This is a genomic window from Clavibacter phaseoli (assembly GCF_021922925.1).
Classification (GTDB): Bacteria; Actinomycetota; Actinomycetes; order Actinomycetales; family Microbacteriaceae; genus Clavibacter; species Clavibacter phaseoli.
The window spans coordinates 225,806-249,775 of the sequence record NZ_CP040786.1 but is presented as its reverse complement, the minus strand read 5'-3'; the positions used below and the strand labels follow the sequence as shown (position 1 = coordinate 249,775).

Below are 23,970 nucleotides of genomic sequence, written 5' to 3'. Positions count from 1 at the left end.
CGCGCCGGACGCGGCCGGGTCAGACCCCGCCCGGCTGCGCCCCCGTCGCCGCGGGCCGCTCCGGCCGGTTCGACCACGCCGACCACGATCCCGGGTAGAGCGCCGCGTCGATCCCGGCGATGGCGAGCGCCGCGATCTCGTGCGCGGCCGTGACGCCCGAGCCGCAGTAGACACCCACGGCGTCGCCCGGCCGGATCCCGAGGTCCGCGAACCGCGCCCGCAGCGCCTCGGCTGGCAGGAACGCGCCGTCCGCGTCGAGGTTCCGGGCGGTCGGCGCGCTCACGGCGCCGGGGATGTGGCCGGCGCGCGGGTCCACCGGCTCGACCTCGCCGCGGTACCGCTCCCCCGCGCGCGCGTCGAGGAGCGTCCCGGAGCGTGCGATCCCCGCCGCGGCGTCCTCGTCGATGCTCGGCAGCGCGCCGCGCGTGAGCGTCACGTCGCCGGCCTCCGGCGCGGTGGATCCCGTCTCGAGCGGCAGCCCCGCCGCTACCCACGCGGGCAGCGCGCCGTCGAGGATCCGCACGTCCCGGATCCCCGCGTCGCGCAGCAGCCACCACGCGCGCGCGGCCGCCGTGTTGCCGCCGCCGTCGTGCACGACGACCACGTCGCCCCGCCGGATGCCCCACCCGCGCGCCGCCCGCTGGAGGTCGGCCGTCGCGGGCAGCGGATGCCGTCCGTCCTCGGGCGCGCCGTGCCCGGCCAGCTCGGTGTCGAGGTCGGCGTACACGGCACCCGGGATGTGCCCGGCCTCGTGCAGCGGCCGGCCGGGAGGGCCGCCGAGCGACCAGCGCACGTCGAGCACGCGCACGTCGTCGCGGGTGCGCAGGGCGTGGTCGAGCTCGGCGGGGGCGATGAGGATCTCCATCGCCCCATGCTCGCAGCGTGGAGCGGGATCAGCCCAGCGGCTTCTCGAAGCAGACCGAGTTCGTGACGGGGATGTACGGCGGGTACACGTCGATGGGCAGCCACCCCGCGGTCGCGTACAGCTGGATGGCGTCGGGCTGCCGGTCGCCCGTCTGCAGGATCAGGCGACGCGCGCCGCGCTCGTGGGCCACGCGCTCCAGCTCCGCCATGAGCACGCGGGAGAGGCCCGTGCCGCGGTGCCCCGGATCCACGACGACCTTCTTCAGCTCCAGCTCGTCGCCGAGGTGCCGGATGACGCCGTGCGCGGCCGCGTCCCGGTCGTCGCCGTCGAGGACGAGCAGCACGATGGCTTCCACGTCGGCCGGGTCGAACGCGAACGCCACCGCCGCCTTCGCGGGCCAGTCGGGATCGTCGTCGTGCCGCCCCTCGTACCGCTCGTCCATCTCGGCCTCCATGGCCTGGCGGATCCGCGCCCCGCGCGGGTCGTCCCAGCCCACCACCTCGGTGCGGTAGACCCGCCCGTCGCGCGCGACGTGCCGGGCGCCGGTCTCCTGCTCGGTCATGCTCCCTCTCCCTTTCCGTCCCGGCCGATGACGGCGCGGGCATGACGACGCCCGCACCGGCATCCGGGTGGATGCGCGGCGCGGGCGGCGTCGATGGTGCGGTGCCGCGGTCTCCCGCGACGAGTCGATCGGCCCTACTTGGCGCCGACGGTGGCCGACGCGTTCGACTCGTACGACGTGTTGGTCGACTCGAAGAAGTTGACGAGCTGCAGCGTGTCGTTCGCCGTCGCCATCCACTTCGCCGGGTTCGAGACCTTGTACTCGGCCTCGAAGCCGAGCTCCTCGAGGCGGCGGTCGGCGAGGTACTTCACGTACTGGTTGATGTAGTTCGCGTTGAGCCCGAGGATCCCGTTGGGCAGGAGGTCGCGGTTGTACTGCTCCTCCATCTCGACGGCGTCGAGGATCATCTGCTTGATCTCGGCGGCGAACTCCTCCGTCTGCAGGTCGGGGTTCTCCTCGAGCACCGTGAGGATGAGGTTGATCCCGAACTTCAGGTGCAGCGACTCGTCGCGCACGATCCAGTCCATGAGCGAGCCGAAGTTGCGCAGCAGGTTCCGCTGGCGGAACGACAGCGACACCATGAAGCCCGAGTAGAACCAGATGCCCTCGAGGATCACGTTGTACGCGACGAGGTTCCGGACGAAGTCCTTCTTGCCCTCGGTGGTGGTGATGTCGAGGGTCTGCTCGGTCATGCGCTTGATGAACTTGACCTCGAACTCCTCCTTGCGCGCCATCGACGGGATGTCGACGTGGGAGTTGTACGCGGCCTCGCGGTCGATCGGGAACGTCTCCAGGACGTACTCGAACGACATGCAGTGGTTCGCCTCCTCCCACATCTGCTTCGCCAGGTAGAGGTGGCACTCCGGCGCGTTGATGTAGGGGTAGACGCCGAACGCCAGCGCCTTGTTCACGAGGAGCTCGTTCGGGTTGAAGTAGCTCATGAGGAACGTGATCGCGTGGCGCTCCTCGTCCGTCATCTTCTTGAAGTCCGCGATGTCCTCGCCGAGCTGGATCTCGTTGGGGAACCACGTGTTGGCGACGGCCTGGTCGTACAGGTCCATGGCCCACTGGTAGTTGACGGGCTTGAGGAGGAGGCCCTCCTGGATTCCCGTGCCGAGGATCTTCGACATCTGCTTCTTCTCTCCGAGTGCGTGGTGCGTGGTCGTGCGATGGGGGCGGCCGGTGAGGCCGGGTGGGCTCTAGGAGCGACGCCTGCCTACTGGCAGGAGTCGCACTGGAGCTCGTCCATGGGGTCCATGGGGACGACGTAGTCGCCGAACGTGTCGTCGTTCATCAGCGTGCACCTCCCACTCCGCCGAAGCCGAAGCCCTTGCGGGGCGCCGGAGCGGACTGCGGGGCCGGGGCCTCCGCGGTCGCGGTGGACGCGGGGGCCGACGCGGGGACGGCCGCGGGAGCGCCGCCGCCGAATCCGCCGAAGCCCTTGCGCTTGGTGCCGTCGGCGTCCTGCGACTTGTCGACCTTGACGGTCGACTGCTCGGCCGTGTGACGCGGCTTCATGTGCAGGTAGTACGTGGTCTTGACCCCGCGCTCCCAGCCGGCGAAGTAGATGTCCATCATGTCGCCGAGGTCGCGCGTCTCGAGGTACATGTTGCGGCTGATGGCCTGGTCGATCCACTTCTGCGCGCGCGCCGCGACCTCGAGGAACGCGTACGGCGAGAGCTGGAAGCTCGTGCGGTACGTGGCCTTGACCGAGTCCGGGATGGCGGCGATGTTCTGGATGTCGCCCTGGCTGCGGAGGATGCTCTCGCGCACCGTCTCCCAGAGGCCGAGCTCCTGCAGGTCCTTCACCAGGTTCCGGTTGACCTCGAGGAACTTGCCCGAGGAGGTGGAGCGGCTGAAGATCTGCGAGAACTGCGGGTCGAGGCCGGGCGTGGTGCCGGCGACGAGGCCGATGGACGCGGTGGGCGCGATCGCCATGAGCGTCGCGTTCCGCATGCCTCCCTTGACCTTGGCGCGCAGCGCGTCCCAGTCGAGGCGCGTGGTGCGGTTGACCTTGACGGGCACGCCGCGGTCGGCCTCCATGAGCGCGATCGAGTCGAGCGGCACGAGGCCCTCCGACCAGCGCGATCCCTCGAAGTTCGGGTACGCGCCGCGCTCCTTCGCCAGGTCGGCCGACTCGTCGATGGCCGCGTAGGAGACGTGCTCCATGATCTCGTCGATCAGGTCGTACGACTCCTCGGACTCGTACGAGAAGCCGAGCTTCTCGACGACGTCCGTGAAGCCCATGACGCCGAGGCCCACCGCGCGGTTCTGCTGGTTGGAGAAGTCCGCCTCCTTCACGCTGGAGCGCGTGATGTCGATGAGGTTGTCGAGCTGGCGCACCGCGAGGCGCGCGCTCTGCTCGATCTTCGCGAAGTCGATCTTCCCGTCGGAGAAGTGCTGCGACAGGTTGATGGACGCCAGGTTGCAGACGGAGACGTTGTCCTCGTCCTGCGGCAGCGTGATCTCGGTGCAGAGGTTCGAGAGGTGGATCGTGCCCGTGTTGTTGTTCAGGGCGCGGTTGTTGATCGTGTCCTTCCAGGTCAACCACGGGTGGCTGGTGGTCTGGAGCGAGATGAGGATCGACTTGAACTGCTCCCGCGCCTTGATGCGCTTGAACATGCGCAGGCGCCCGGCCTCGGCCTCGCCGACGTAGAACGCGTAGCGCTCCGAGAACGCCTTGCCGTACAGCTCGTTGAGGTCGGAGACCTCCAGCGGGTCGAAGAGGAACCAGTCCTCGTCGTTCTGGACGCGCTTCATGAACTCGTCGCTGATCCACACGGCCGTGTTGGCGGTGCGGGTGCGGCGGTACGGGTCGCCCGAGTTCTGGCGGAGGTCGAGGAATTCGGGGAAGTCGAGGTGCCAGTTCTCCATGTAGAAGCACAGGGCGCCGAACTTCTTGCCGCCGCGGCTGACGGCGCGGAGGACGGAGTCGATGGTGTGCATGAACGGGATCGGGCCCGTGGAGGTGGTGTTGTTCGAGCGGATGGGCGAGCCCTGCGCGCGCAGCTTGGAGACGGAGAGGCCGATGCCGCCCGTGCCCTTGGTGAGCCACATGACGTCGCGCGTGGTCTTCGCGATGTGCTCGATGTCGTCCTGCATCTCCATGACGAAGCAGTTCGCGAGCTGCGGGTAGATGGTGCCCGCGTTGACGAGGGTGGAGCCGGCCGCGAGGTACTCGAGCTTCGACATCTTCTCGTAGAAGGCGATGGCGGTCTCGGTCGGGTCCTGCTCGTTGAGCGTGAGGCCCATCGCGATGCGCATCCAGAAGTACTGCGGAACCTCGAGGGCGTCGCCGTTGCGGCCCTTGATGCCGTAGCGGTTGTTCAGCGTGACGACGCCGATGTACTTGAGCAGCTCGTCGTGCGCCGGCTCGAGGGCCTGGGCGAGGCGCTCCAGGTCGAACAGCTGCACGAGGCGGGAGTCGAGGAGCATCTCGTCGACGCCGCGCTGGATGTTGCGGGCGAAGTGCTCCGCGTGGAGGCGCTTGAGCTCCTCGGGCGACGAGTAGTCGCCGAGGACGCGCTTGTAGATGGTCTTGAGGAGGAGGCGCGCGGCGACGGTGTCGAACGCCGGGTCGTCCTTCACGTTCTGGAGCGCGACCTGGATGACGGCCTCATCCAGCTGCTGCGTGGTGATCCCGTCGAAGAGGGTGATCTCCAGCTCGGAGGCGATCTGCGTGACCCAGCCGATGTTCTCGTCGAGGCCCTGCGTGGCGTCCTCGATGGCCAGGTTGATGCGGTTCGCGTCGTACGGCTCCCGCGTGCCGTCGCGCTTCACTACGGTGATGGACACTCTTTTTCTGCTCCCTTAGGTCTGCGCGCTGAGCCTTCACGTGCTCTGCAACTCGTATGACGATGACAGCCTCACGGCCGAGCCGATCGCTCCGGATTCCTGCTGTCGCAAGCGGATCCCGGTTGATGGCTCCGGGCGCCTGCGATCGAGACTTTGAAGCGTCCCCGCTCGTTCACTATGCCACATCTGAGGAGTAGCGAGAACTAGATGCGGGGGTGTCGCAAGACATCGGACCCTACATGTAGTGCTCGCAGTTCCACAGGCTGTGGAAAAGCTCGCGTGGCTTATCCACATGGCTGAACCTACGAGGGGCCCCCGTCATTCAGGGGCTTGGGGCCCCCGATGCGCCTATCCGGACGCGTCGTCAGTGCTGATCTGTCCACAGGCGGCCGGTAGGATCTGACCCTCGTGAGCACGTACGGAAGCCTCCTCAAGACCCGCGGCGTGGGCCGGATCATCGCCGCCCAGCTCGTGGCGCGCTTCCCGGGCGGCATGCTCTCGCTGGCGTTCCTCATGCACGTCGAGCGGATCCACGAGTCGTACGGCGCCGCGGGCCTCGTGCTCGCCGCGACGAGCATCGGCCAGGCGGTCGCCGGTCCCCTCACGAGCCGGTGGATGGGCGTATGGGGCATGCGCCCCGTCCTCATCCTCACCTCGGCCGTGTGCACGGTCGCCGTGGTCGCGGTGGCGCTCGGCGACGCGGGCACCTCCGTCCCCGCGTTCATGGGCCTGGGGCTCCTCGCCGGCCTCGCGAACCCGCCCGTGCAGCCGGCCGTCCGCACCATCTACCCGAAGATGGTCAACTCCAAGCAGCTCACGCCGCTGTTCTCGCTCGACGCGTCGGCGCAGGAGATCATCTGGGTGCTCGGGCCCGTCATCGCGACGTTCCTCGCGATCCAGGTCGACACGAGCGCGGGGATCCTCGTAGCGGCCGCGTTCCTCGTCGGCGGCGGTGCGTGGTTCATCTCCTCCCCCGAGCTCGGCCGGGTCCGCATCCCCCGCAGCAAGCGGCGCTTCGGCGTCGTGCTCGGGCGTCCGCCGGTGCTCCTCAGCACGATCGTCGGCTTCCTCCTCATCGCGGCGTGCGCGGCCATCGAGGCGGGCGTCGTCGCCGTGTTCGGGCACGGCGGGCCCGAGGCGGGCTTCGTCCTCGCGATCTTCGCGGTCGGCTCGCTCATCGGCGGCCTCGCGCTCGGCCACATCCCCATCAGCCCGTGGGCCATGGCCCGGCGCATGGCGATCATCCTCGCCGGCACCGCCATCGCGGCCGTGTCGATGAACGTCGTCTGGCTGTCCGTGTTCCTGTTCTTCGCGGGCGTCGGCATCGCGCCCGCGCTGGCCGTGCTGTTCGCCGTGGTCTCGTCGTCGGTGCGCTTCAGCGACACCGCGGAGGCGTACGGCTGGGTCGGCACCGGGCAGCTCATCGGCGCCGCGCTCGGCTCCGCCGCCGCCGGCTTCGTCATCGACGCGCAGGGGGCGCAGGGCGCGTTCGTCGTCGCGGCGGCGCTCCTCGCGGCGGGCGCGGCCATCGCCGCCGTCTTCCACCGGCACAGCCCGGACCTCCGCGGCCGCGACGCGGGCCCCATCCCGGACACGGAGCCCGTCCCGGTCATGACCTGACGGCCGGCCGGCCGCCTGGACGACGACCCACCGGATCCGCGCCCCAGAGTCCCCGCCCCCGCGGAAGATCGCCTCGCTGCGCTGGATAGTGTGAGGGCATGACCTCTCCGCAGACCCCTCTGACCACGCGCCGCCTGCGCGCCGGGATCGCCGGGCTGGGCCTCGTGCTCGGCCTCGCGCTCGCCGGCTGCAGCTCGCCGGCCGCCGACGACGCCGCGACGCCGACCCCGTCCACCTCCGCATCCGCCGAGGCCGCGAGCCCCACGCCCGAGGCGACGACCGAGGGCGACGCCGGATCCGGCGACGCCGCCGCACCCGGCTCCCGCGAGGCCATCGCCGCGAAGACCCGCGACATCGCCTGCGGCCTGAAGGACAAGTCCACGCTCGAGGAGTCGGACGTCCAGGCGTTCCGCGACCTCGGCACCGAGATCTCCGCCTCGACCGAGAGCGGCGCCGCCGCGGCCGGCGAGCAGATCACGGCCCTCGCCGACCAGCTCGCGCCCGGCGTCGGCCAGCCGATCAGCGACGAGCTGAAGACGCAGATGTCGAGCGCCTGCGACTCCCTGCAGTAGCGCTCCCCGCACGCACGACGGCCCGGCCAGCGCGAAGCTGACCGGGCCGTCGTGCGTCCCGCGGACTACCAGCGCGGGTGGACCGCCGCGCGGAAGTACCGGTCGTAGACGTCCGCCACCTGGCGCTCGAAGACCTCGCCGAGCGCGGGGGCGTCGCCGGCGCGCGCGTTCGCCTGGGCCTGCTCCGCGTTGCGGGCGCCGGGGATCACGGCGGAGACGCCCTCGCGCTGCACGATCCAGGCGAGCGCGACCTGCGCGGGCGTGAGGTCGGGCGCCGCCTCGTGCGCGGCGGCCGCGAACTCGCGGGCCGCGGCGACGCCGTCGTCGTAGTCGACGCCCGAGAAGGTCTCCCCCACGTCGAACGCGGCGCCTCCGCGGTTGAAGTTGCGGTGGTCGGTCTCCGCGAAGGTGGTGTCCGCGGTGTACCGGCCGCTGAGGAGGCCGGACGCGAGCGGCACGCGGGCGATGATCCCGACGCCCGCCTCGACGGCGGCCGGCAGCACGCGGTCGAGCGGCTTGAGGCGGAACGCGTTGAGGATGATCTGCACGCTCGCGACGCCGGGGCGCGCGATGGCGAGGAGGGCCTCGTCGGTCGTCTCGACGCTCACGCCGTAGGACGCGATCGCGCCGTCGGCGACGAGCTCGTCGAGGGCGTCGTACACGCGATCGCTCGAGAAGACGGGCGTGGGCGGGCAGTGCAGCTGGACGAGGTCGAGGGTCTCGACGCCGAGGTTGCGGCGCGAGCGGTCGGTCCACTCGCGGAAGCGGTCGAGGGTGAAGTTCGCGGGGTCCTGCGCGTCGCGCCGGCCCATCTTCGTCGCGACCGTGACGCCGGCGTCCGGGTGCGCGCGGAGCCAGGATCCGATGATCGTCTCGCTGCGGCCGTCGCCGTAGACGTCGGCCGTGTCGAAGAAGGTGATGCCCGCGTCCGCCGCGGCGTCGAGCACCGCGAGCGCGTCGTCCTCGGCCACGTCACCCCAGTCGCCGCCGAGCTGCCATGTCCCGAGTCCGATGACCGAGACGTTCCGATGGGTCCTGCCGAGGCTTCTCTGCTCCATGGGTCGAGCCTACGCGCGGGGGACGCCGGCCTCGCGGTCGTCGGTCGCGGCCCGGGCGGGCCGGCGGCGCAGGGCGTGCACGGCGAGCGCCGCGATCACGGCCATCGGGCCGCCCGCGACGACGCCCGGCGCCAGGGTCACGAGCAGGGGCACGAGGTCGAGGAGCCAGCGCTCCCCCAGCGGGTCGCCGAAGCTGGAGTACGGCATCGAAGTCGCGATACCCGCGGCGAGCGCGCGCAGGCCGAGGCCCCCGGCGGGGAAGGCGAAGGCGAGGATCCAGAGCGCCGGGGCGAGCCAGCGGGCGACGGTCAGGCGATCGACGGTCTGCGCTCCTGGCTGGCTCTGCGCCGACGCCCGCTGCGGATCCTCGGGAGGCGGGGCCGGAGCCTCGGCGTCGGCGCCCGTACGCGGATCCGGCCGGGGAGCGGGCGGAGACGCCGCGGCCCGCTGGAAGGCCGGGTCGAACCGCGGATCCACGCCGGCCGGCTCGTCCTCGCCCTCCGACCTCCGCGTCATGCCGCTCAGGGTACGCCCGGGCAGGGCCCAGGATGCATGGCGGACGCTCGTGCGCGTCATGGGCTGCTCATAGGGTCGCCGGGTGTGATCTCCTCATGGCCCCCACCGGGCCACCCGAGACACGAAGGACCCGTCATGAACGAGACACCCCAGGAGCCGACCGGACGTCCGGACGAGGCCCCCATCGACGCCACCCGCCCGACCGACGCCGCGACCCCGGCTGCCGCTCCGGCCGCGCCCGCCGCTCCGGCAGCGCCTGCCGCTCCGGCCGACGGCGCGCCCGTGCCCGCGCAGCCCGCCTGGCCGGCGCCCGCCGGTCCCGCGGCCAGCGGCCCCGCCGCGCCCAGCGCGCCTGCCGCGCCCTCCACCCCCGCCGCGCCCGCCGCCTGGACCGCCCCGACCGACGCGCACGCCACCGCGGGCCCCGCGGTCGGCGCCGGCGCCCCCACCACGCCCCAGCCCACCGCGCAGCAGCCCACGGCCGCCTACGCGACCGCGATGCCCGCCGGCGGCCACCCCGCCGGACAGCCCTGGCCGGCCCCCGCGACCGACGCCTTCGGACGCCCGTTCGCCGTGGACGCCATGGGCGACCCCGTGCCGCCGAAGCGCATGCGGCGCGGCCTCCGCACGGGCCTCATCGCCGGGGCCTCGGCCCTCGCGCTGCTCCTCTCCTTCGGCAGCGGCACCGCGGTGGGCTTCATGGCCGACCTCGGCCGCTCGAGCTCGCAGGCCTCCGACACGCAGATCCAGGACCCGGGCTCGTTCACGCCGGGCCAGGGCTTCGGCCGCGGCACGACCACGCTGCCCGGGCAGGGATCCGGAAGCGGCTCCGGCTCGGGATCGGGCACGCAATCCGGCACCGGGACGGGCACGTCGGTCACCTCGCCCGAGGCGTCTGATGCGCAGATGTCCGGCGTCGTCACGATCGACTCCGCGCTCACCTACGAGAACGCGGCCGGGGCCGGCACGGGCATCATCCTGTCGTCCGACGGCACGATCCTCACCAACAACCACGTCGTCAGCGGCGCGACCAGCATCCGCGTCACGGTCGAGTCGACCGGCAAGGCGTACGTCGCGAAGGTCGTCGGCACCGACGCCACGAACGACGTCGCGGTCCTGAAGCTCGAGGGCGCGTCGGGGCTCACCCCGGCGAAGCTCGACACCGACGGCGTCCAGGTCGGCGAGGCCGTCACGGGCGTCGGCAACGCGGGCGGCACCGGCACGCTCACCGCGGCGAGCGGCCAGGTCACGGCGCTCGGCCAGACCATCACCACGCAGTCCGAGGGCACGGCGGCGGGCGAGACGCTCACCGACCTCATCCAGACGGACGCGCCCATCGTCTCCGGCGACTCCGGCGGGCCGCTGGTGGACGCGGAGAACGAGGTGGTCGGCATCGACACGGCCGCGTCCTCCGGATCCGCGCAGATCGCGGGCTTCGCGATCCCGATCGAGAAGGCCATGTCCATCGCGAAGCAGATCGAGAGCGGCGTCGAGTCCGGCACCGTGAAGATCGGCTACCCGGCGTTCCTGGGCGTGCTGCTCGCGAACGGCGCGGGCACCGTGGCGGGCGCGCCCGTGCAGGGCGTCGTCGACGGATCCGGCGCCGCGAAGGCCGGCCTCGCGCAGGGCGACGTCGTCACCTCGGTCAACGGGAAGGCCGTCGCCTCGGCCTCCGAGCTCAGCGCCGCGATCTCCGCGCACAAGCCGGGCGAGTCCGTGGAGCTCGGCTGGACCACCGCGGCCGGCGCCGCGAAGACCGGCACCGTGACCCTCACCGAGGGCCCCGTGAGCTGATCGGCTCCCCCACGACGACGGCCCGCCCTGCATCGCGCAGGGCGGGCCGTCGTCGTCGTGCGCGCGTCAGCTGCGGGTCACGTCCAGCACCACGACCGCCCACGACAGCGCCGGGAGGGTGAGCGCGAGGCGCCCGCCCTCGGCGTGCACGCCCTCGAGCGGCACGAGTCCGACCTGCTCGCCGGACTCGAGCGTGTTGCTCGAGTACCGGTCGCCGCCCTCGGGGACGCGCAGGACCTCGGCGCGGAGGATCCGGCCGGCGTCGAGCCCGCGCAGCGCGACCTCGGTGGACGCGTCCTCCTCGAGGCCGCGGTTGGCGAGGAAGAGCGAGACGGTGCCGGCCTCGTCATCCCAGGTGGCGCTCACGTCGACCACGTCGGCGGTGCCGAACCGGTCGTTGTCGTAGCGGTCGCTGTCGACCTCCACCTGGAGGATCCGGCCCGTGGCGAGCTGCGCCATGCGGGCGAACGGCCAGAAGATCGACTGCCGCCAGGCGGGCCCGCCCTCCTCGCTGCGGATCGGCGCGATCACGTTCACGAGCTGCGCCTGGTTCGCGATCTTCACCCGGTCGCCGTGCCGCAGCAGCGAGTTGAGCAGCGTGCCGACGACGACCGCGTCGGTCACGCTGTACTCGTCCTCGATGACCCGCGGGTGCTCGCGCCAGCCGGACTCCTCGATGCGATGCGGCTGGTCCTCGCCGTCGAGCCCGCGCTGGTACCAGACGTTCCACTCGTCGAACGAGAGGTCGATCCTCTTGCGGTTCTTGAGCCGCGCGCCGGTCGCGTCCGCGGTCGCGACCACCGACTCGATGAAGAAGTCCATGTCGACCGCGCTCGCGAGGAAGCTCCGCACGTCGCCCTCGTGCTCCTGGTAGTAGGCGTGCAGCGAGACGTAGTCGACGACGTCGTAGGTGTGGCCGAGCACGGTCTGCTCCCACTGCCCGAACGTCGGCATGCCCGAGTTGGAGCTGCCGCACGCGACCAGCTCGATGGACGGGTCCACGAGCCGCATGGCCTTGCCCGCCTCCTGCGCGAGGCGGCCGTACTCGTCGGCGGTCTTGTGCCCGATCTGCCACGGCCCGTCCATCTCGTTGCCGAGGCACCAGAGCTTGATGTCGAAGGGCTCCTCGGCGCCGTTCCTCCGGCGCATGTCAGAGTGCTTGGATCCACCGGGGTGGTTCGCGTACTCCACCAGCGAGCGCGCCGCGTCGACGCCGCGCGTGCCGAGGTTGACGGCCTCCATGACCTCGACGCCCGCGGCCTTCGACCAGCCCACGAACTCGTGCAGGCCGAACGCGTTGGTCTCCACGGTGTGCCACGCGCCGTCGAGGCGGCGGGGCCGGTCCGCGACCGGGCCGACGCCGTCCTCCCAGTCGTAGCCGGAGACGAAGTTGCCGCCGGGGTAGCGCACGACGGTGGCGCCGAGCTCCTTCGTGAGGTCGAGCACGTCCTGCCGGTAGCCCTCGGGCGTGGCGGTGGGGTGGCCCGGCTCGTAGATGCCGCTATAGACGCACCGGCCCATGTGCTCGACGAACGAGCCGAAGAGCCGACGGGGCACGTCGCCGATGGTGAAGTCGCGGTCGATGGTGATGCGGGCGCGGGTCATGGGCGTCCTCCTGGACGTGGGGTCCGGGCACGTGCGTCCCGGGCGGGATGGGCGGATGGGGCGGAGCGGGGCGCGGGGCGGGTCACTGGCCGCCGAACCCGGTGGTCGAGATGCCCTTGATGATCTGGCGCTGGAAGAAGAGGAACACCAGGATCAGCGGCAGCGCGGCGAGCACGGCCGAGGCCATGTTCTGCGCATACTGGATCCCGTAGGCGTTCTTCACGGTCTGCAGGCCGACCGGAAGGGTCATGAGCGTGGCGTCGTTCGTGGCGATGAAGGGCCAGAGGAAGTTGTTCCACGCGCCGATGAAGACGAAGATCGCCACCGCCGAGAGGATGGGGCGCGACAGCGGCATCACGATCTGCAGGAACACGCGGACGCGTCCGGCGCCGTCGACGCGCGCGGCGTCCTCGAGCTCGATCGGGATCTGGTCGAAGAACGCCTTCAGGATGAACACCATGGCGGGCTGCACGATCTGCGGCAGGATCACGGCCCAGAGGGTGTCCACCAGGTTGAACGAGAGCATCTGGTAGAAGAGCGGGACGATGAGGATCTGCGGCGGGATGATGATCGACGCCACGATCGCCCCCATCAGCACCTTGCGGCCGCGGAAGTCGATGCGGCTGAGCGCGTAGCCGGCGAGCGCCGAGAACACGACCGCGACGACCGTGATCACCGTGCTCGTGAGCAGGCTGTTCCAGGTCCACAGCGGGATCGTGCCGCCGTTCAGCACCGACGCGTAGGCGTCGAGCGTGAAGCCGCCCGCGGGGAAGATCGTCACGGGGAACGCCGCGGCGTCGGTCTCCGACTTGAACGACGTGAGCACCGCCCAGAGGAACGGCAGCAGCCACGCGGCGGCGAGGACGATGAGGATCAGGAGCGCGGCGATGCGCGAGGGCGCGAACCGGGGCGTGCCGGTACGGCCCTGGCGGGCGACGGCGCTGGTCGCGGGCTTCCGGGCGAGCGTGCCGGAGGAGAAGGCGGGACGGGTGGCGGTGGTCATGACTTCCTCCGTGTCGCGGTGAACTGGATGACCGAGATCACGACGATCAGGGCGAAGAAGATGTACGAGATGGCGGCCGAGTAGCCGAAGCGGAAGCCGGTGAACCCGGTCTCGAAGACGTACTGCACGATGGGCCGGGTCGAACCGCCGGGCCCGCCCGCGGTCATCTGGTAGATCTGGTCGAAGACCTTTAGCGACGCGAGCACCTGCAGGATCGCGAGGAGCGCGGTGGTCGGCGCGAGCTGCGGGATCGTGATGGAGAACAGCTGCCGCCACTTCCCCGCGCCGTCGAGCGCGGCCGCCTCGTACTGCTGGTCGGGGATGTTCTGCAGCGCCGCCAGGTAGATGAGGAAGTTGAACCCGACGGTCCACCACACGGTGGTCACGACGACGCTCGTCATGGCGAGGTTCGAGTCCTGCAGCCACGCGGGCTGCGGCAGGCCGAACGCGCCCGCGATCGCGTTGACGACGCCGAGCTGCGGGTTGTACATCCAGAGCCAGAACAGCGACACGACCGTGGACGCGAGCAGGAACGGCAGGAAGAACGCGAGCCGCCAGAGCCACTGGCCGGGGAGGCCGAGGTTCACGAGGAGCGCGAGCACGAGGCCGACGACCAGGAGGGGGATGGTGCTGGCGATCGTGAACACCACGGTGTTGCCGAGCGAGCGCCACATCTGGGAGTCGCCGAAGGCCTCGAAGTAGTTCGCGAAGCCGATGAGCTGGCTGTTCGCGCCCGTGAGGCTCTGCCCGGTGAGGCTCTGGTAGAAGCCGTAGAGGACGGGCCAGACCAGGAACAGCAGGAAGGTGATGAGGAACGGGGCGATGAAGAGCATCCCCTGGGTCTGCTCCTTGGCCCGGGCCTTCGGGCTGCCCGCGGCCGGCCGCGGGGACGGGGACCCGGCCGCGGGGGCGACCGGGGTGGGTGGTGCTGCTGTCGTCACGAGTGGACTCCTTCGTCGTTTCGCTGGGAAGAGGGTGCGGCGCCGCGCACGGGCGGCGACCGCGAGATCGATCGGGCGCTGCGTGGTCGCGCGCTACAGGGGGTTGGGCTTCGCGAGCAGGGCGTCGATCTGCCGGATGAAGGCGTCGAGGCCCACGCCCGCCTCCTGGCGCCCGAGGAACACGTTCTGCACGTTCTCGGCGAAGTACGTCTGGAAGTCCGAGCCGGATCCGGTGAAGTACGCCACGGGGTCGTATTCGATCTGCTCGGCCGCGTTCGCGTAGTGCGCCTGCGGCAGGAGCTCCGCGTACTCGGGGCTGTCGACGACGGGCTTGTACGCGGGGATGTGCCCGGCGCCCGCCCACTGCAGCGAGTTCTTCAGCAGGTCGGCGACGAAGGCGTACGTCCTCTCGCGCTTGACGGGATCCGGCGAGCTCTGGTGCGGCAGCACGAACGCGTGCGAGTCGGCGAAGGTCGCGGGCGTGCCGAAGAGGTTCGGGATGGGCATCGCGTCGAACGGCACCTCCGCCGTCTGGAAGGTGGGGAGCTCCCACACGCCCGTGACGATGGCGCCGCTCTTGCCGCCCGCGAACTCGGCGATGGCGGTGCCCGCGTCGCCGCTCGGGGTGGCGATCGTGCCGTCGAGCAGGCTCTGGATGTACTCGAGCGACGCGACGGCCTTGTCGCGGTCGTAGACGACCTGGCCGCCCGTGGGCAGCTCCATGTCGCCTCCCATCTGCTTGTACAACGTGTAGAACATGCGCCACATCTGGGCGCCGTCGCCGAGGTAGCCGTAGCTGAGGCCGTGCTCGCCGGTGACGCCCTGCATGGCGCGCATCGCCTCGAGGAAGCCGTCGGGCGTCGTGATCTCCGCGAGCTGCCCGTCGTCGCCGAGGATGCCGGCCTCGCGGGCGATGTCCGTGTTGTACATGAGGATGAACGGGTGGCTGTCGAGCGCGATGGAGTACAGCTGCCCGTCGACCACGCCCTTGTCCCACACCCGCGGCTCGAAGTCGGCCTGGGTGACGCCGAGCTCCGCGAGCCGGTCGGTGTCCCACGGGTCGAGCAGGCCGCCCGGCGCGAAGCCGGGCACGCGCGCCGCGTGCATGATCGCGACGTCGGGAGCGCGGCCGCCCACCGACGCCATCGCGAGCTTCGTGTAGTACGGCTGACCCCAGGCGAGGACGGTGGCCGTGACGTCGAACCCGCCGCCGGAGTCGTTCGCCTCCTTCACCATCTCCGTCATCCGGATGCCGTCGCCCCCGGACAGCAGGTGCCAGTACTTCAGGTCGACGATGCCGCCGGCCGACGCCACCTGGGGCGCGCAGCCGGAGAGGCCCCCGACCAGGAACGCGCCGCCGAGGGCCGCCGCTCCGCCCATGAGGATCTGACGCCTCGACCATGCCGAGGGACGTCCCCCGGCCTTTCCCGTAACAGGATCCATTGACCACTCCTTCGTGATGCAGCGATCATTACATCGTTGTAATGCGGAGCGCAACGTTTCCGTCGGACGATCAGCCGAACGTTCGCGGAGGGAGCAGGACGGGTCAGGCGGGGTCGCGCGTGCTGCCGCGGGCGACGATGCGGTGCGGGATCACGATCTGCACGGGCGGGCCGTCGCGCTCCTCGATCCGGCGGACGAGCTGGCCCACGGCCGCCTCCGCGTAGGCGCGGATGTCGAAGTGCACGGAGGTGAGGGCGGGGATCGAGAAGCGCGCCTGGTCGACGTCGTCGAAGCCCGCGACCTGGACGTCCTCCGGCACGCGCACGCCGTGGTCGGCGAGCGCGCGCAGGACGCCGAACGCGAGGCCGTCGGTGAAGCAGAAGAGCGCGTCGGGGAGGGCGTTGCCGTCCGCCAGCCAGGCGTCGACCGCCTCGGCCCCGGACGCGCTGTTCCAGCCCGTGCGGTCGATCTCGATGGGCGCCTCGCCCGCCTCCTCCATCGCGCGCCGGTAGCCGATCCGGCGGAGGTCGCCGGCCGCGGACTCCTCGCGGGTGGCCGTGCCGACCGCGGCGATGCGCCGGGCGCCCGTGCCGAGGAGGAAGCGCGTCATGTCGTACGCCGCCTGGACGCTGTCGACGAGCACCCGGTCGACGATCTCCTGCTCGACCTCGCCGATCACCACGACGGGCGGCAGCGACTCGGCGCGCACGATGGCGCTCCGCGAGAGGAGCACGGGATTGAGGATCAGGCCGTCGACCAGGTGCTCCCGCGCGCGGGACATGAGGTCGCGCTCGCGGTCGGGCCGCGAGCCCGTCTCCTCCATCTGGATGCTGTAGCCGGCCTCGTGCGCGACCTCCACCAGGTGGTGCGCGAGCTCCGCGGAGTACGCGGTGCCGAGGTCGGGCAGCGCGACCGCGATGACTCCCGTGCGCCCGTTGCGCAGGCCGCGCGCGGAGAGGTTCGGCACGTAGTCGAGGTCGGCGACGGCCCGCTCGACGCGCTCGCGCGTGGCGGGGCTCACGGCGACGCGGCCGGTGATGACGTTCGACACGGTCTTCGGCGAGACCCCGGCGCGCGCGGCGACGTCCTTGACTGTCGCGCGCATGGTCCTCCCCGTGTCCGACCGGCGGCGGCGTCTGCCGCAAGCGGTGCCCTGCGAATCTAATGCACACGCATTCCCCCGCCTGCGGAGGCGACGCCCGGGAGCGCCGGGCATACTGCACGGATGATCTCCACCGCGCATGCCACGACCCTCCTGGAGCTCGGACTCGAGTGGAGCCCCGAGCCCGGCGACCGGTTCCGGATCCGCGGCCAGGGCTTCGAGTCCGACGTCTTCACCATCAGCGAGCTCACGATCGAGGCGCACGAGCACGCGACCGGCACCGTGCTCGGCTTCAACGGCACGACGGAGTGGGCGCTCGACTCCGTGGCGCTCGAGGACAGCCTGTGGCTGCCGCGCGAGGACCAGCTCCGGGCGCTGCTCGGCGGCGCGTTCCGGTCGCTCCGGCGCGAGATCGGCGGCGCGGAGGACGGCGCGCACGTGGTGCTCGTCGTGATCGATGGCACCGAGGTCGAGCACCGCGACCTCGAGGCCGAGGAGGCCTACGCGAAGGCGCTCATCGCCGTGATGGAGGCCCAGGCCCCTACGCCGCCGGCCGCCTGACGCGGGGCGGCCGGAGGGATCAGGCCCGCGCGCGCCGGCGGACGACGACGGCCGCGACGGCGCGCCAGCCGAGCATCAGGACGGCCAGGATGATCGCGGTCGTGATCACGAACGGCACCACGACGCCCTCGCCGCTGAGTGCACGGAGCACCATGCCCACCACCAGCGTCACGCCCCAGACCACCAGGCCGGTGGGCACGACGCGCGACGGGCTGCGCCAGGCCCGCGCGACGATCCAGCCGACGATCCCGCCCGCGAGGAACGGCCAGGCGGTGCCGAGCACGCCCGACGGCGCGAGGTCCTCGCCGTGGCTCGCGCGGCCGATGAGGACGAAGACGACGATGAGCGCGGCGTCGAGGACGACGGCGCGGACGATCTCGGGACGGGCGGCGCGGCGGGCGGTTCGGGGAGTCACCCCGCGATCCTAGGCGTCGCGCGCTGGGCGGTCGGCGAGCCCGTCCCCCGCCGCCGTCGCGCCCGGCAGCAGGAGGAACCCGTCGGCGACGAGCCCGCGGATCCGCGGCAGCAGCTCGGCGCGCAGGGCGTCGGCGTCCACCGCGGTGAGCTGCGCGACGGCGTCGACGATGGCCCCCACCGCGAGCTCCCCGTCGCACGCGCCGACGAGCGCCGCGAGCCCGGTGTCGAGCGGCACCTCGCGTCCGAAGCCCGCGCCCTGGCGGAGCGTCATGACCGTGGGATCCTCGGCGCCCGGCCAGTAGTGCCGCTCCTCCGTGACGTCGCCGGCCACCACGAGCGCGAGCCCGGCGAGCGCGCGGTCGTCGACGCCGGCGAGGGCGTCGTGCGCGGCGAGGGAGGCCTGGAGGTGGTCGCCGAGGCCGGTCGGGTTGTGGCCGAGGCCCCCGTGCAGCCGCTCGATCCGGCGGAGCGTCGGCGCCCCTGCGGCCGGGCGGCGGAGGGTGAGGTAGCCGAAGCCGACCGCGTCCACCCCGCGCGCGGCGAAGTCGTCGAGCCAGGCGTCCATGAGCGCCTCCGACTCCGGGGTGCCGGCGCGGGTGCCGCCGTCGCGGATCCACGTCTCGGCGTAGAGCGCGGCCTCCTGCACCTCGCGCTCGACGATCCACGCGTCGAGGCCGGACCCGGTGCGCGCGGCCGCCCGATCGAGCCAGCCCGCGACGCGCGCGAGGCCGGGCTCCCCGGCGCGGTGCTCCCAGTTGCCGAGGAGCTGCGCGACGCCGCCGGGCGCGAGGTGGTCGGCGAGGTCGGCGACGACGCCCTCGACGAGGGCGTCGCCGACGAGGCCCGCGTCGCGGTACTCGTAGGCCGGCACGCCCTCCGCGCGCGGGGTGATCACGAAGGGCGGGTTCGAGACGATGTGGTCGAACCGCTCCCCCGCGACCGGCTCGAACAGGCTGCCGAGCCGCAGCTCGATGGTCGTGATCCCGTTGAGGGCGGCGTTCAGCGCCGCGAACGCCAGGGCGCGCGCGGAGATGTCGGTCGCGACGACGCGGTCGGCGTGCCGGGACGCGTGCAGCGCCTGGATCCCGCAGCCGGTACCGAGGTCGAGCGCGGTGGTGACCGGGGTCGAGATCATGAGCCCGCTGAGCGTGGCGGACGCGCCGCCCACGCCGAGCACGTGGTCCTCGTCGAGGGCGCCGCCGGTGGCGAGCTCGCCCAGGTCGGACGCGATCCACCACTCGCCGACCCCGTGCGCGTCGATGAAGCCGTACGGGCGGACGTCGACGGACGGTCGCACCCGGTCGCCGTCGACCTCGACGAGGCCGAGGCACTCTGCGCCGTCGAGGCCGAGCGTCGGCAGGGCGGCGCGGAGGTCGGCCGCGTCGACGGGGTCACCCAGCACGAAGAGGGCCGCGAGCGCGGCGGCCGCGGGCAGGCCGTCGGCGGTGCGCGCGGCGTCCACGGCGCGGCGGGCCGGGATCCGGTTCCCCCGGTGCAGCGCCTGCCCGGCCGCGTCGCCCCAGACGTCGAGCGCCGACGCGAGCGTGAACGGGGCCGCCTCGAGGTCGGCGCGCAGCGCCCGCACCTCGGGGGTGGCGATGGTCACGGACGGGATCGCGGGGCGGGGCATTGCTCGAGCTTAACCGGCGAGGCGCCGGTCGCCGGGCGGGTGCCCGGCGACCGGCGCCTCGGCGGCATGCCGCCCGGACAAGCAAAAACCCCGCCGGAGCGGGGTTCTTGTGGACCTAAGGAGATTCGAACTCCTGACCTCCTCGATGCGAACGAGGCGCGCTACCAACTGCGCCATAGGCCCTGACAACTCCACGAGACTACCACGTCGCGAGGAGCCCTCCGAACCGCGCGGGCCGGAGCACGGCGGATCAGCCGACGGCGCGACGGCGGCGCAGCACCTCGTCGAGGTCGCCCATGCCGGGCTCCGCGTCGTCGACGATGCCCATGCGCGAGAAGCGGCTGACGGGGGCGGTGCGCGCGGCCGGCGCGACCGGGGCGGCGGATGCGGCGGGCGCGGCCTCCTCGTCGTCGGCGGACAGGCGCGCGACCTCGGGCTCGAGGTGCGCGCGACGCAGCGTCTCCTCGGACGCGGCAGCGGCGCGGCGCATCTCCTCGACGGGCGACAGCGGCGTGCGGGGCGCGCTGCCCGCGCCGGGACGCGGACCGGGCGCCTGCGAGCGGGAGAGGTAGAGCGGCTTCGGCACGGGAACGGGGGTCCAGGACTCGCCCTCCTCGCGCTCGGCGACGGGCTCGGCGGCCTGCGCGGAGGACTCCTGGAAGTCGGTGAATCCGGTGCGCGGCATCGGGCGGGCCTCGGGCGCCTGGAGACGGCGGGCGGCGGCGACCTGCGACATGCGCTGCAGGAAGGCGAGCGACGCGAACGTGGCCAGCGAGGAGATCACGAGCAGCGTCCAGGCGCCGGCACCCGCGACCTGCGCGATGCCGGCGATCACGCCGACGAGGGCGAGGGCGAGCACCGCGGTGGCGGCGAGCCGGCTGCGGCGGAGGCGCGTGGCGGCGGAGGGCGACGTTGCGGACACGGGGGCCACTTTCGGTAGGGCGCGCTGGGCGGCGGCGTCTCGCGCACGCGCGGCGGCTTCGGCTTCTTCTGCGGCCCGGCGGAGGGCGCGCTGCTGCTCGACGACGCTGCGGGCGTTGGTCTCGGCGCGCACCGCGTCGGGGACCTCGGCCGTCTCGGCCAGGATCCGCAGGGTCTGCTGGAGGCGCACGGCATTGCGCTCGGTCGCCATGTACTGGCGCCGGTGCAGCCACGTGGGCAGGAGGTAGGCGAGCCAGAGCACCGCGGAGAGCGCGATGATGATGCCGCCGGATTGCATGTCCCGAGGCTAGGAGGTCCGGCGGGCGCGACGCGGGAAGCGCGCCGCGTGTCCACGGCGACGCCGACGCATCCGCAGGTCCGCGGACGCGCGGACGTCAGATCCGGCGCTGCACGGCCAGCGGCGCGGCGGCCGCCTCGACGTCCGCGTCGGGGACGCGCGACCACTCGGGATCCACGCCGCCCTCCTTCCAGCGCGCGAGCACGCTGGTCGAGAGCTCCTCCACCACGAGGCCGAAGCAGAAGTGGTCGCGCCAGTCGCCGTTGATGTGGATGTAGCGGCGGCGCAGGCCCTCGTACCGGAACCCGAGCTTCTGCACCACGCGGAGGCTGGGCGCGTTCTCCGGGCGGATGCAGATCTCCATCCGGTGCAGCCCGAGCGTCGTGAAGCAGTAGTCGGTCGCGAGGGCGACGGCCGTCGGCGTGACGTTCCGGCCGGCGAACTCCTGGCCGACCCAGTAGCCGATGGTCGCGCTCGACAGCGACCCGTACGCGATGGACGACACGTTGAGCTGGCCGGCGAACTCGTCGTCGTAGTCGATGACGAGCGGCACGCCGAGGCCGGCGCGGGCGTTGGCCTGCAGCGACCGGATGCTCGCGCGGGTGTCGAATGCCATCGGCGCGTAGGGGCTCGTGGCCTCCCACTTCCGGAGCCAGGAGCGGTTGTCGAGCAGCGATCGCTCGAGGGCCCGCGAGTCGCGGAGCCGGATGGGCCGGACGGAGATGCGCCCGTCCCGCATGGTGGGTACGGTCTGCGGCACGTCCATGAGCCTAGGCCTCCGCGGGAGCGCCGGTGCGACCCGACCCCGCGCCGCGGATCGGGATCAGCGCTCGAGCGTCTTGACGAACTCGGGCAGCCACTCGCGCAGGCCCTCGCCGAGATCCTCGTGGTCGACGCCGAGCTGGACGATGGCCTTCAGGTAGTCGAGCCGGTCGCCCGTGTCGTAGCGGCGGCCGCGGAAGACGACGCCGTAGACGCCGCCGGTCCACTCGGGCGCGGCGGCCATCTTCTCGAGCGCGTCGGTGAGCTGGATCTCGCCGCCCTTGCCGGGCTCCGTCTTGTGCAGCACGTCGAAGACCTCGGGACGAAGCACGTAGCGGCCGATGATCGCGAGGTTGGAGGGCGCGGTGCCCGCGGCGGGCTTCTCGACCATGCCGGTGATGCGCACGACGTCGTCGTCGTCCGTCTCCTCGACCGTGGCGACGCCGTAGAGGTGCGTCTGCGAGGGATCCACCTCGAGGAGCGCGACGACAGAGCAGCCGCGCTGGAGCTGGACCTCGATCATGCGGGAGAGGAGCACGTCGCGCTTGTCGATGATGTCGTCGCCGAGGAGCACGGCGAAGGGCTCGCGGCCCACGTGCATCTCGGCGCGGAGCACCGCGTGGCCGAGGCCCTTGGGGTCGCCCTGGCGGACGTAGTGCATGTCGGCGAGGTCGGTGGACTCGTTGACCTTGCGGAGCTTCGCGTCGTCGCCCTTGAGCTGGAGGGTGGCCTCGAGCTCGGCGTTGCGGTCGAAGTGGTTCTCGAGGGCGGTCTTGTTGCGGCCCGTGATCATGAGGACGTCGTGCAGTCCCGCGCCCACGGCCTCCTCCACCACGTACTGGATGGCCGGGCGGTCGACGACCGGCAGCATCTCCTTCGGCATCGCCTTCGTCGCGGGAAGGAATCGTGTTCCGAGTCCCGCGGCGGGGATGACGGCCTTCGTGATGTGGGTGACCATGCGATCGAGCGTAGCGGGCGAACATACCTAGACTCGACCCATGCCGAGCGATGTCGGGAACGAGAAGAGGGCGCTGCGCGCCCAGCTGCGGGAGCGTCGTCGGCAGATGACCTCGACCGAGCGCGACGATGCCGCGCACGGTCTGACCAGCCGGTTGACCGAGCTCGTGGGCAACCACGACGCGCGCCGGGTCGCCTGCTACCTGTCCACCGTCGACGAGCCCACGACGCGTCCGTTCCTCCAGTGGCTGCACGCGAACGACCGGCAGGTGCTCCTCCCGGTGTCGCGCAACGACGGCCTGCTCGACTGGGTCGTGAGCGACGGCACCGAGACCGAGGGCCTGTTCGGCCTGCCGGAGCCGGTGGGCGAGCTGCTCGGGCCGATCGCCATCAACGACGTCGACCTCATCGTCGTGCCCGCCGCCGCGGTCGACCAGGGCGGCATGCGCATGGGCTGGGGTCGCGGCTACTTCGACAAGACCCTCGGATCCATGGAGGCCTGCCCCCCGGTCTACGCTGTGGTGTTCGACGCCGAGTTCGTCGACGAGCTCCCGCGGGAGAAGCACGACATGCCGGTCGACGGCATCGTGACCCCGACCCTCATCCACTCCTTCTAGGGACCCATGCCCACGTACTCCTACCGCTGCACGGTGTGCGGCAACGCCTTCGACATCGTCCAGGCGTTCACCGACGACTCCCTCACCGAGTGCCCCGTCTGCGGCGGCAAGCTCCGCAAGCTCTTCGCCGCGGTCGGCGTGAGCTTCACCGGCAGCGGCTTCTACCGCAACGACTCGCGCACCGAGGACGCCGCCAAGCGCTCGCGGCCCTCCTCGTCGGGGTCGTCGTCGGCGAAGTCGGGCGACTCGTCCTCGTCCTCCGACTCCTCGTCGTCCTCGTCTTCGTCCTCCGGATCGTCGGACTCGTCCGGGGCGTCCGGATCCGGGACGATCGGCCAGGGCTCCGGTACCGTGACCCCCAGCACCCCCTCCGGTCCCGCGTCCTCGGGCTCCGGCTCGTCCTCGCCGTCCACCTGATCGGACGGCCCGCCAGACAGGAGCACCCGTGAAGGGCTTCAAGGAGTTCATCCTCCGCGGCAACGTCATCGACCTCGCGGTCGCCGTCGTCATCGGCGCCGCGTTCACCGCGATCGTGACGGCCATCGTCACGTCCGTCTTCAACCCGCTCATCGGCGCGCTCTTCGACGCGTCGACGCTGGCCGAGGCGCTGCCCGTCACGATCCCCACCGCATCCGGCGGGGAGGCGACCATCTTCTTCGGCGCGGTCATCGCCGCGGTCATCAACTTCCTCATCGTCGCCGCGGTCGTCTACTTCGCGCTCGTGCTGCCGGTGAACCACCTCAAGAAGGTCGCGTTCGCGAAGCAGAAGGCCGAGGAGGAGGCGACGCCGAAGGACGTGCCGCCGACCGAGACCGAGCTGCTCATCGAGATCCGCGACCTGCTCGCCGGGCGCCCGTCGCCCGAGGGCGCGCACACGATCCCGTCATCCACCGGCCAGCACGTGGCCGAGCCCGGGAAGCCCGCCTAGCGC

General features: G+C 72.0%; 23 protein-coding genes and 1 tRNA gene. 7 read left to right on the top strand and 17 right to left on the bottom strand.

Translation table 11 applies throughout. The annotated features are described in order from the left end of the window. Nucleotides 1-19 precede the first annotated feature (19 nt). The 4 genes from FGI33_RS01170 to FGI33_RS01155 form a co-directional block, all read right to left on the bottom strand. On the bottom strand, nt 20-865 hold the full coding sequence (locus tag FGI33_RS01170; RefSeq protein ID WP_237582131.1) for a sulfurtransferase: 846 nt from the start codon (nt 863-865) through the stop codon (nt 20-22). Between the two features lie 28 nt (nt 866-893). After that, nucleotides 894-1,427 (bottom strand): GNAT family N-acetyltransferase, encoded by a 534-nt coding sequence (locus tag FGI33_RS01165; RefSeq protein WP_119434598.1) that lies wholly within the window; start codon nt 1,425-1,427, stop codon nt 894-896. 134 nt (nt 1,428-1,561) lie between these two features. After that, on the bottom strand, nt 1,562-2,557 hold the full coding sequence (locus FGI33_RS01160) for a ribonucleotide-diphosphate reductase subunit beta (RefSeq protein ID WP_012039117.1): 996 nt from the start codon (nt 2,555-2,557) through the stop codon (nt 1,562-1,564). A gap of 163 nt (nt 2,558-2,720) precedes the next feature. Beyond that, a complete protein-coding gene (locus FGI33_RS01155; RefSeq protein ID WP_119434597.1) occupies nt 2,721-5,222 on the bottom strand; it encodes a ribonucleoside-diphosphate reductase subunit alpha in 2,502 nt (833 codons plus the stop codon). 408 nt (nt 5,223-5,630) lie between these two features. Between FGI33_RS01155 and FGI33_RS01150 the strand changes: the two genes are divergently transcribed. Both FGI33_RS01150 and FGI33_RS01145 read left to right on the top strand, forming a co-directional pair. Further along, a complete protein-coding gene (locus FGI33_RS01150) occupies nt 5,631-6,842 on the top strand; it encodes an MFS transporter (protein ID WP_119434596.1) in 1,212 nt (403 codons plus the stop codon). A 98-nt stretch (nt 6,843-6,940) separates the two neighbouring features. Further along, a complete protein-coding gene (locus tag FGI33_RS01145) occupies nt 6,941-7,414 on the top strand; it encodes a hypothetical protein (protein ID WP_237582130.1) in 474 nt (157 codons plus the stop codon). A gap of 65 nt (nt 7,415-7,479) precedes the next feature. On the opposite strand, the gene FGI33_RS01140 is transcribed toward FGI33_RS01145, so the two are convergent. Then, entirely contained in the window at nt 7,480-8,472 is a 993-nt protein-coding gene (locus FGI33_RS01140; RefSeq protein ID WP_119403155.1) for an aldo/keto reductase, read from the bottom strand. A 9-nt stretch (nt 8,473-8,481) separates the two neighbouring features. Beyond that, nucleotides 8,482-8,988, bottom strand: coding sequence for a hypothetical protein (locus FGI33_RS01135; RefSeq protein ID WP_237582129.1), 507 nt, complete (start codon nt 8,986-8,988; stop codon nt 8,482-8,484). Nucleotides 8,989-9,123: 135 nt separating this feature from the next. Here FGI33_RS01135 and FGI33_RS01130 point away from each other — a divergent pair, with 135 nt between their 5' ends. Continuing rightward, on the top strand, nt 9,124-10,782 hold the full coding sequence (locus FGI33_RS01130; RefSeq protein ID WP_237582128.1) for a S1C family serine protease: 1,659 nt from the start codon (nt 9,124-9,126) through the stop codon (nt 10,780-10,782). Between the two features lie 66 nt (nt 10,783-10,848). Here the strand turns inward: FGI33_RS01130 and arfA are convergent, their stop codons facing one another. The 5 genes from arfA to FGI33_RS01105 form a co-directional block, all read right to left on the bottom strand. Next, nucleotides 10,849-12,387, bottom strand: coding sequence for an arabinosylfuranosidase ArfA (gene arfA / locus FGI33_RS01125; RefSeq protein WP_119434340.1), 1,539 nt, complete (start codon nt 12,385-12,387; stop codon nt 10,849-10,851). Nucleotides 12,388-12,469: 82 nt separating this feature from the next. Further along, nucleotides 12,470-13,390 carry a carbohydrate ABC transporter permease gene (locus tag FGI33_RS01120; RefSeq protein ID WP_119434341.1) on the bottom strand — a complete coding sequence of 307 codons (921 nt, stop codon included), beginning with the start codon at nt 13,388-13,390 and terminating at the stop codon, nt 12,470-12,472. After that, nucleotides 13,387-14,331, bottom strand: a complete 945-nt coding sequence (locus tag FGI33_RS01115) for a carbohydrate ABC transporter permease (protein ID WP_119434342.1) — start codon at nt 14,329-14,331, stop codon at nt 13,387-13,389. The genes FGI33_RS01120 and FGI33_RS01115 overlap by 4 nt, the downstream gene beginning before the upstream one ends. A gap of 93 nt (nt 14,332-14,424) precedes the next feature. Further along, a complete protein-coding gene (locus tag FGI33_RS01110) occupies nt 14,425-15,774 on the bottom strand; it encodes an extracellular solute-binding protein (protein WP_119434343.1) in 1,350 nt (449 codons plus the stop codon). Nucleotides 15,775-15,877: 103 nt separating this feature from the next. After that, a complete protein-coding gene (locus tag FGI33_RS01105) occupies nt 15,878-16,879 on the bottom strand; it encodes a LacI family DNA-binding transcriptional regulator (protein WP_119434344.1) in 1,002 nt (333 codons plus the stop codon). A gap of 120 nt (nt 16,880-16,999) precedes the next feature. Here FGI33_RS01105 and FGI33_RS01100 point away from each other — a divergent pair, with 120 nt between their 5' ends. After that, a complete protein-coding gene (locus FGI33_RS01100) occupies nt 17,000-17,437 on the top strand; it encodes a pilus assembly protein CpaE (RefSeq protein WP_119434345.1) in 438 nt (145 codons plus the stop codon). Nucleotides 17,438-17,456: 19 nt separating this feature from the next. Here FGI33_RS01100 and FGI33_RS01095 read toward each other — a convergent pair whose 3' ends face one another. The 6 genes from FGI33_RS01095 to galU all read right to left on the bottom strand — a co-directional run bounded on the left by FGI33_RS01095 (nt 17,457) and on the right by galU (nt 22,423). Beyond that, on the bottom strand, nt 17,457-17,852 hold the full coding sequence (locus FGI33_RS01095) for a DUF3054 domain-containing protein (protein WP_119401821.1): 396 nt from the start codon (nt 17,850-17,852) through the stop codon (nt 17,457-17,459). A gap of 9 nt (nt 17,853-17,861) precedes the next feature. Continuing rightward, complete coding sequence (locus FGI33_RS01090; RefSeq protein WP_237582127.1) at nt 17,862-19,484, bottom strand: DUF7059 domain-containing protein; 1,623 nt, start codon at nt 19,482-19,484, stop codon at nt 17,862-17,864. A gap of 110 nt (nt 19,485-19,594) precedes the next feature. Further along, nucleotides 19,595-19,667 (bottom strand) — tRNA-Ala (locus FGI33_RS01085). Between the two features lie 67 nt (nt 19,668-19,734). Beyond that, on the bottom strand, nt 19,735-20,703 hold the full coding sequence (locus FGI33_RS01080) for a hypothetical protein (RefSeq protein ID WP_194676076.1): 969 nt from the start codon (nt 20,701-20,703) through the stop codon (nt 19,735-19,737). Between the two features lie 97 nt (nt 20,704-20,800). Then, nucleotides 20,801-21,469 (bottom strand): GNAT family N-acetyltransferase, encoded by a 669-nt coding sequence (locus tag FGI33_RS01075; protein ID WP_119402712.1) that lies wholly within the window; start codon nt 21,467-21,469, stop codon nt 20,801-20,803. A 57-nt stretch (nt 21,470-21,526) separates the two neighbouring features. After that, nucleotides 21,527-22,423, bottom strand: coding sequence for a UTP--glucose-1-phosphate uridylyltransferase GalU (gene galU, locus FGI33_RS01070; RefSeq protein WP_012039135.1), 897 nt, complete (start codon nt 22,421-22,423; stop codon nt 21,527-21,529). Between the two features lie 40 nt (nt 22,424-22,463). On the opposite strand from galU, the gene FGI33_RS01065 reads away from it, so the two are divergent. From FGI33_RS01065 to mscL, 3 genes are read left to right on the top strand one after another with little or no spacing between them, the layout of a single operon-like run. Further along, the gene (locus FGI33_RS01065) at nt 22,464-23,039 is read left to right on the top strand and encodes a 5-formyltetrahydrofolate cyclo-ligase (RefSeq protein WP_119435034.1); all 576 of its coding nucleotides are present in this window, start codon (nt 22,464-22,466) and stop codon (nt 23,037-23,039) included. Between the two features lie 6 nt (nt 23,040-23,045). Then, nucleotides 23,046-23,456 (top strand): FmdB family zinc ribbon protein, encoded by a 411-nt coding sequence (locus tag FGI33_RS01060; RefSeq protein ID WP_119435035.1) that lies wholly within the window; start codon nt 23,046-23,048, stop codon nt 23,454-23,456. 28 nt (nt 23,457-23,484) lie between these two features. Next, a complete protein-coding gene (gene mscL / locus FGI33_RS01055) occupies nt 23,485-23,967 on the top strand; it encodes a large conductance mechanosensitive channel protein MscL (RefSeq protein ID WP_119435036.1) in 483 nt (160 codons plus the stop codon). Nucleotides 23,968-23,970 lie beyond the last annotated feature (3 nt).

What these genes read in the sequence shown, in the direction of transcription:
- FGI33_RS01170 (WP_237582131.1), bottom strand. Translation starts at nt 865, where the DNA reads ATGGAGATCCTCATCGCCCCCGCCGAGCTCGACCACGCCCTGCGCACC.
- FGI33_RS01165 (WP_119434598.1), bottom strand. Translation starts at nt 1,427, where the DNA reads ATGACCGAGCAGGAGACCGGCGCCCGGCACGTCGCGCGCGACGGGCGG.
- FGI33_RS01160 (WP_012039117.1), bottom strand. Translation starts at nt 2,557, where the DNA reads ATGTCGAAGATCCTCGGCACGGGAATCCAGGAGGGCCTCCTCCTCAAG.
- FGI33_RS01145 (WP_237582130.1), top strand. Translation starts at nt 6,941, where the DNA reads ATGACCTCTCCGCAGACCCCTCTGACCACGCGCCGCCTGCGCGCCGGG.
- FGI33_RS01140 (WP_119403155.1), bottom strand. Translation starts at nt 8,472, where the DNA reads ATGGAGCAGAGAAGCCTCGGCAGGACCCATCGGAACGTCTCGGTCATC.
- FGI33_RS01135 (WP_237582129.1), bottom strand. Translation starts at nt 8,988, where the DNA reads ATGACGCGGAGGTCGGAGGGCGAGGACGAGCCGGCCGGCGTGGATCCG.
- FGI33_RS01130 (WP_237582128.1), top strand. Translation starts at nt 9,124, where the DNA reads ATGAACGAGACACCCCAGGAGCCGACCGGACGTCCGGACGAGGCCCCC.
- arfA (WP_119434340.1), bottom strand. Translation starts at nt 12,387, where the DNA reads ATGACCCGCGCCCGCATCACCATCGACCGCGACTTCACCATCGGCGAC.
- FGI33_RS01120 (WP_119434341.1), bottom strand. Translation starts at nt 13,390, where the DNA reads ATGACCACCGCCACCCGTCCCGCCTTCTCCTCCGGCACGCTCGCCCGG.
- FGI33_RS01110 (WP_119434343.1), bottom strand. Translation starts at nt 15,774, where the DNA reads ATGGATCCTGTTACGGGAAAGGCCGGGGGACGTCCCTCGGCATGGTCG.
- FGI33_RS01105 (WP_119434344.1), bottom strand. Translation starts at nt 16,879, where the DNA reads ATGCGCGCGACAGTCAAGGACGTCGCCGCGCGCGCCGGGGTCTCGCCG.
- FGI33_RS01100 (WP_119434345.1), top strand. Translation starts at nt 17,000, where the DNA reads ATGATCTCCACCGCGCATGCCACGACCCTCCTGGAGCTCGGACTCGAG.
- FGI33_RS01090 (WP_237582127.1), bottom strand. Translation starts at nt 19,484, where the DNA reads ATGCCCCGCCCCGCGATCCCGTCCGTGACCATCGCCACCCCCGAGGTG.
- FGI33_RS01080 (WP_194676076.1), bottom strand. Translation starts at nt 20,703, where the DNA reads ATGCAATCCGGCGGCATCATCATCGCGCTCTCCGCGGTGCTCTGGCTC.
- FGI33_RS01075 (WP_119402712.1), bottom strand. Translation starts at nt 21,469, where the DNA reads ATGGACGTGCCGCAGACCGTACCCACCATGCGGGACGGGCGCATCTCC.
- galU (WP_012039135.1), bottom strand. Translation starts at nt 22,423, where the DNA reads ATGGTCACCCACATCACGAAGGCCGTCATCCCCGCCGCGGGACTCGGA.
- FGI33_RS01065 (WP_119435034.1), top strand. Translation starts at nt 22,464, where the DNA reads ATGCCGAGCGATGTCGGGAACGAGAAGAGGGCGCTGCGCGCCCAGCTG.
- FGI33_RS01060 (WP_119435035.1), top strand. Translation starts at nt 23,046, where the DNA reads ATGCCCACGTACTCCTACCGCTGCACGGTGTGCGGCAACGCCTTCGAC.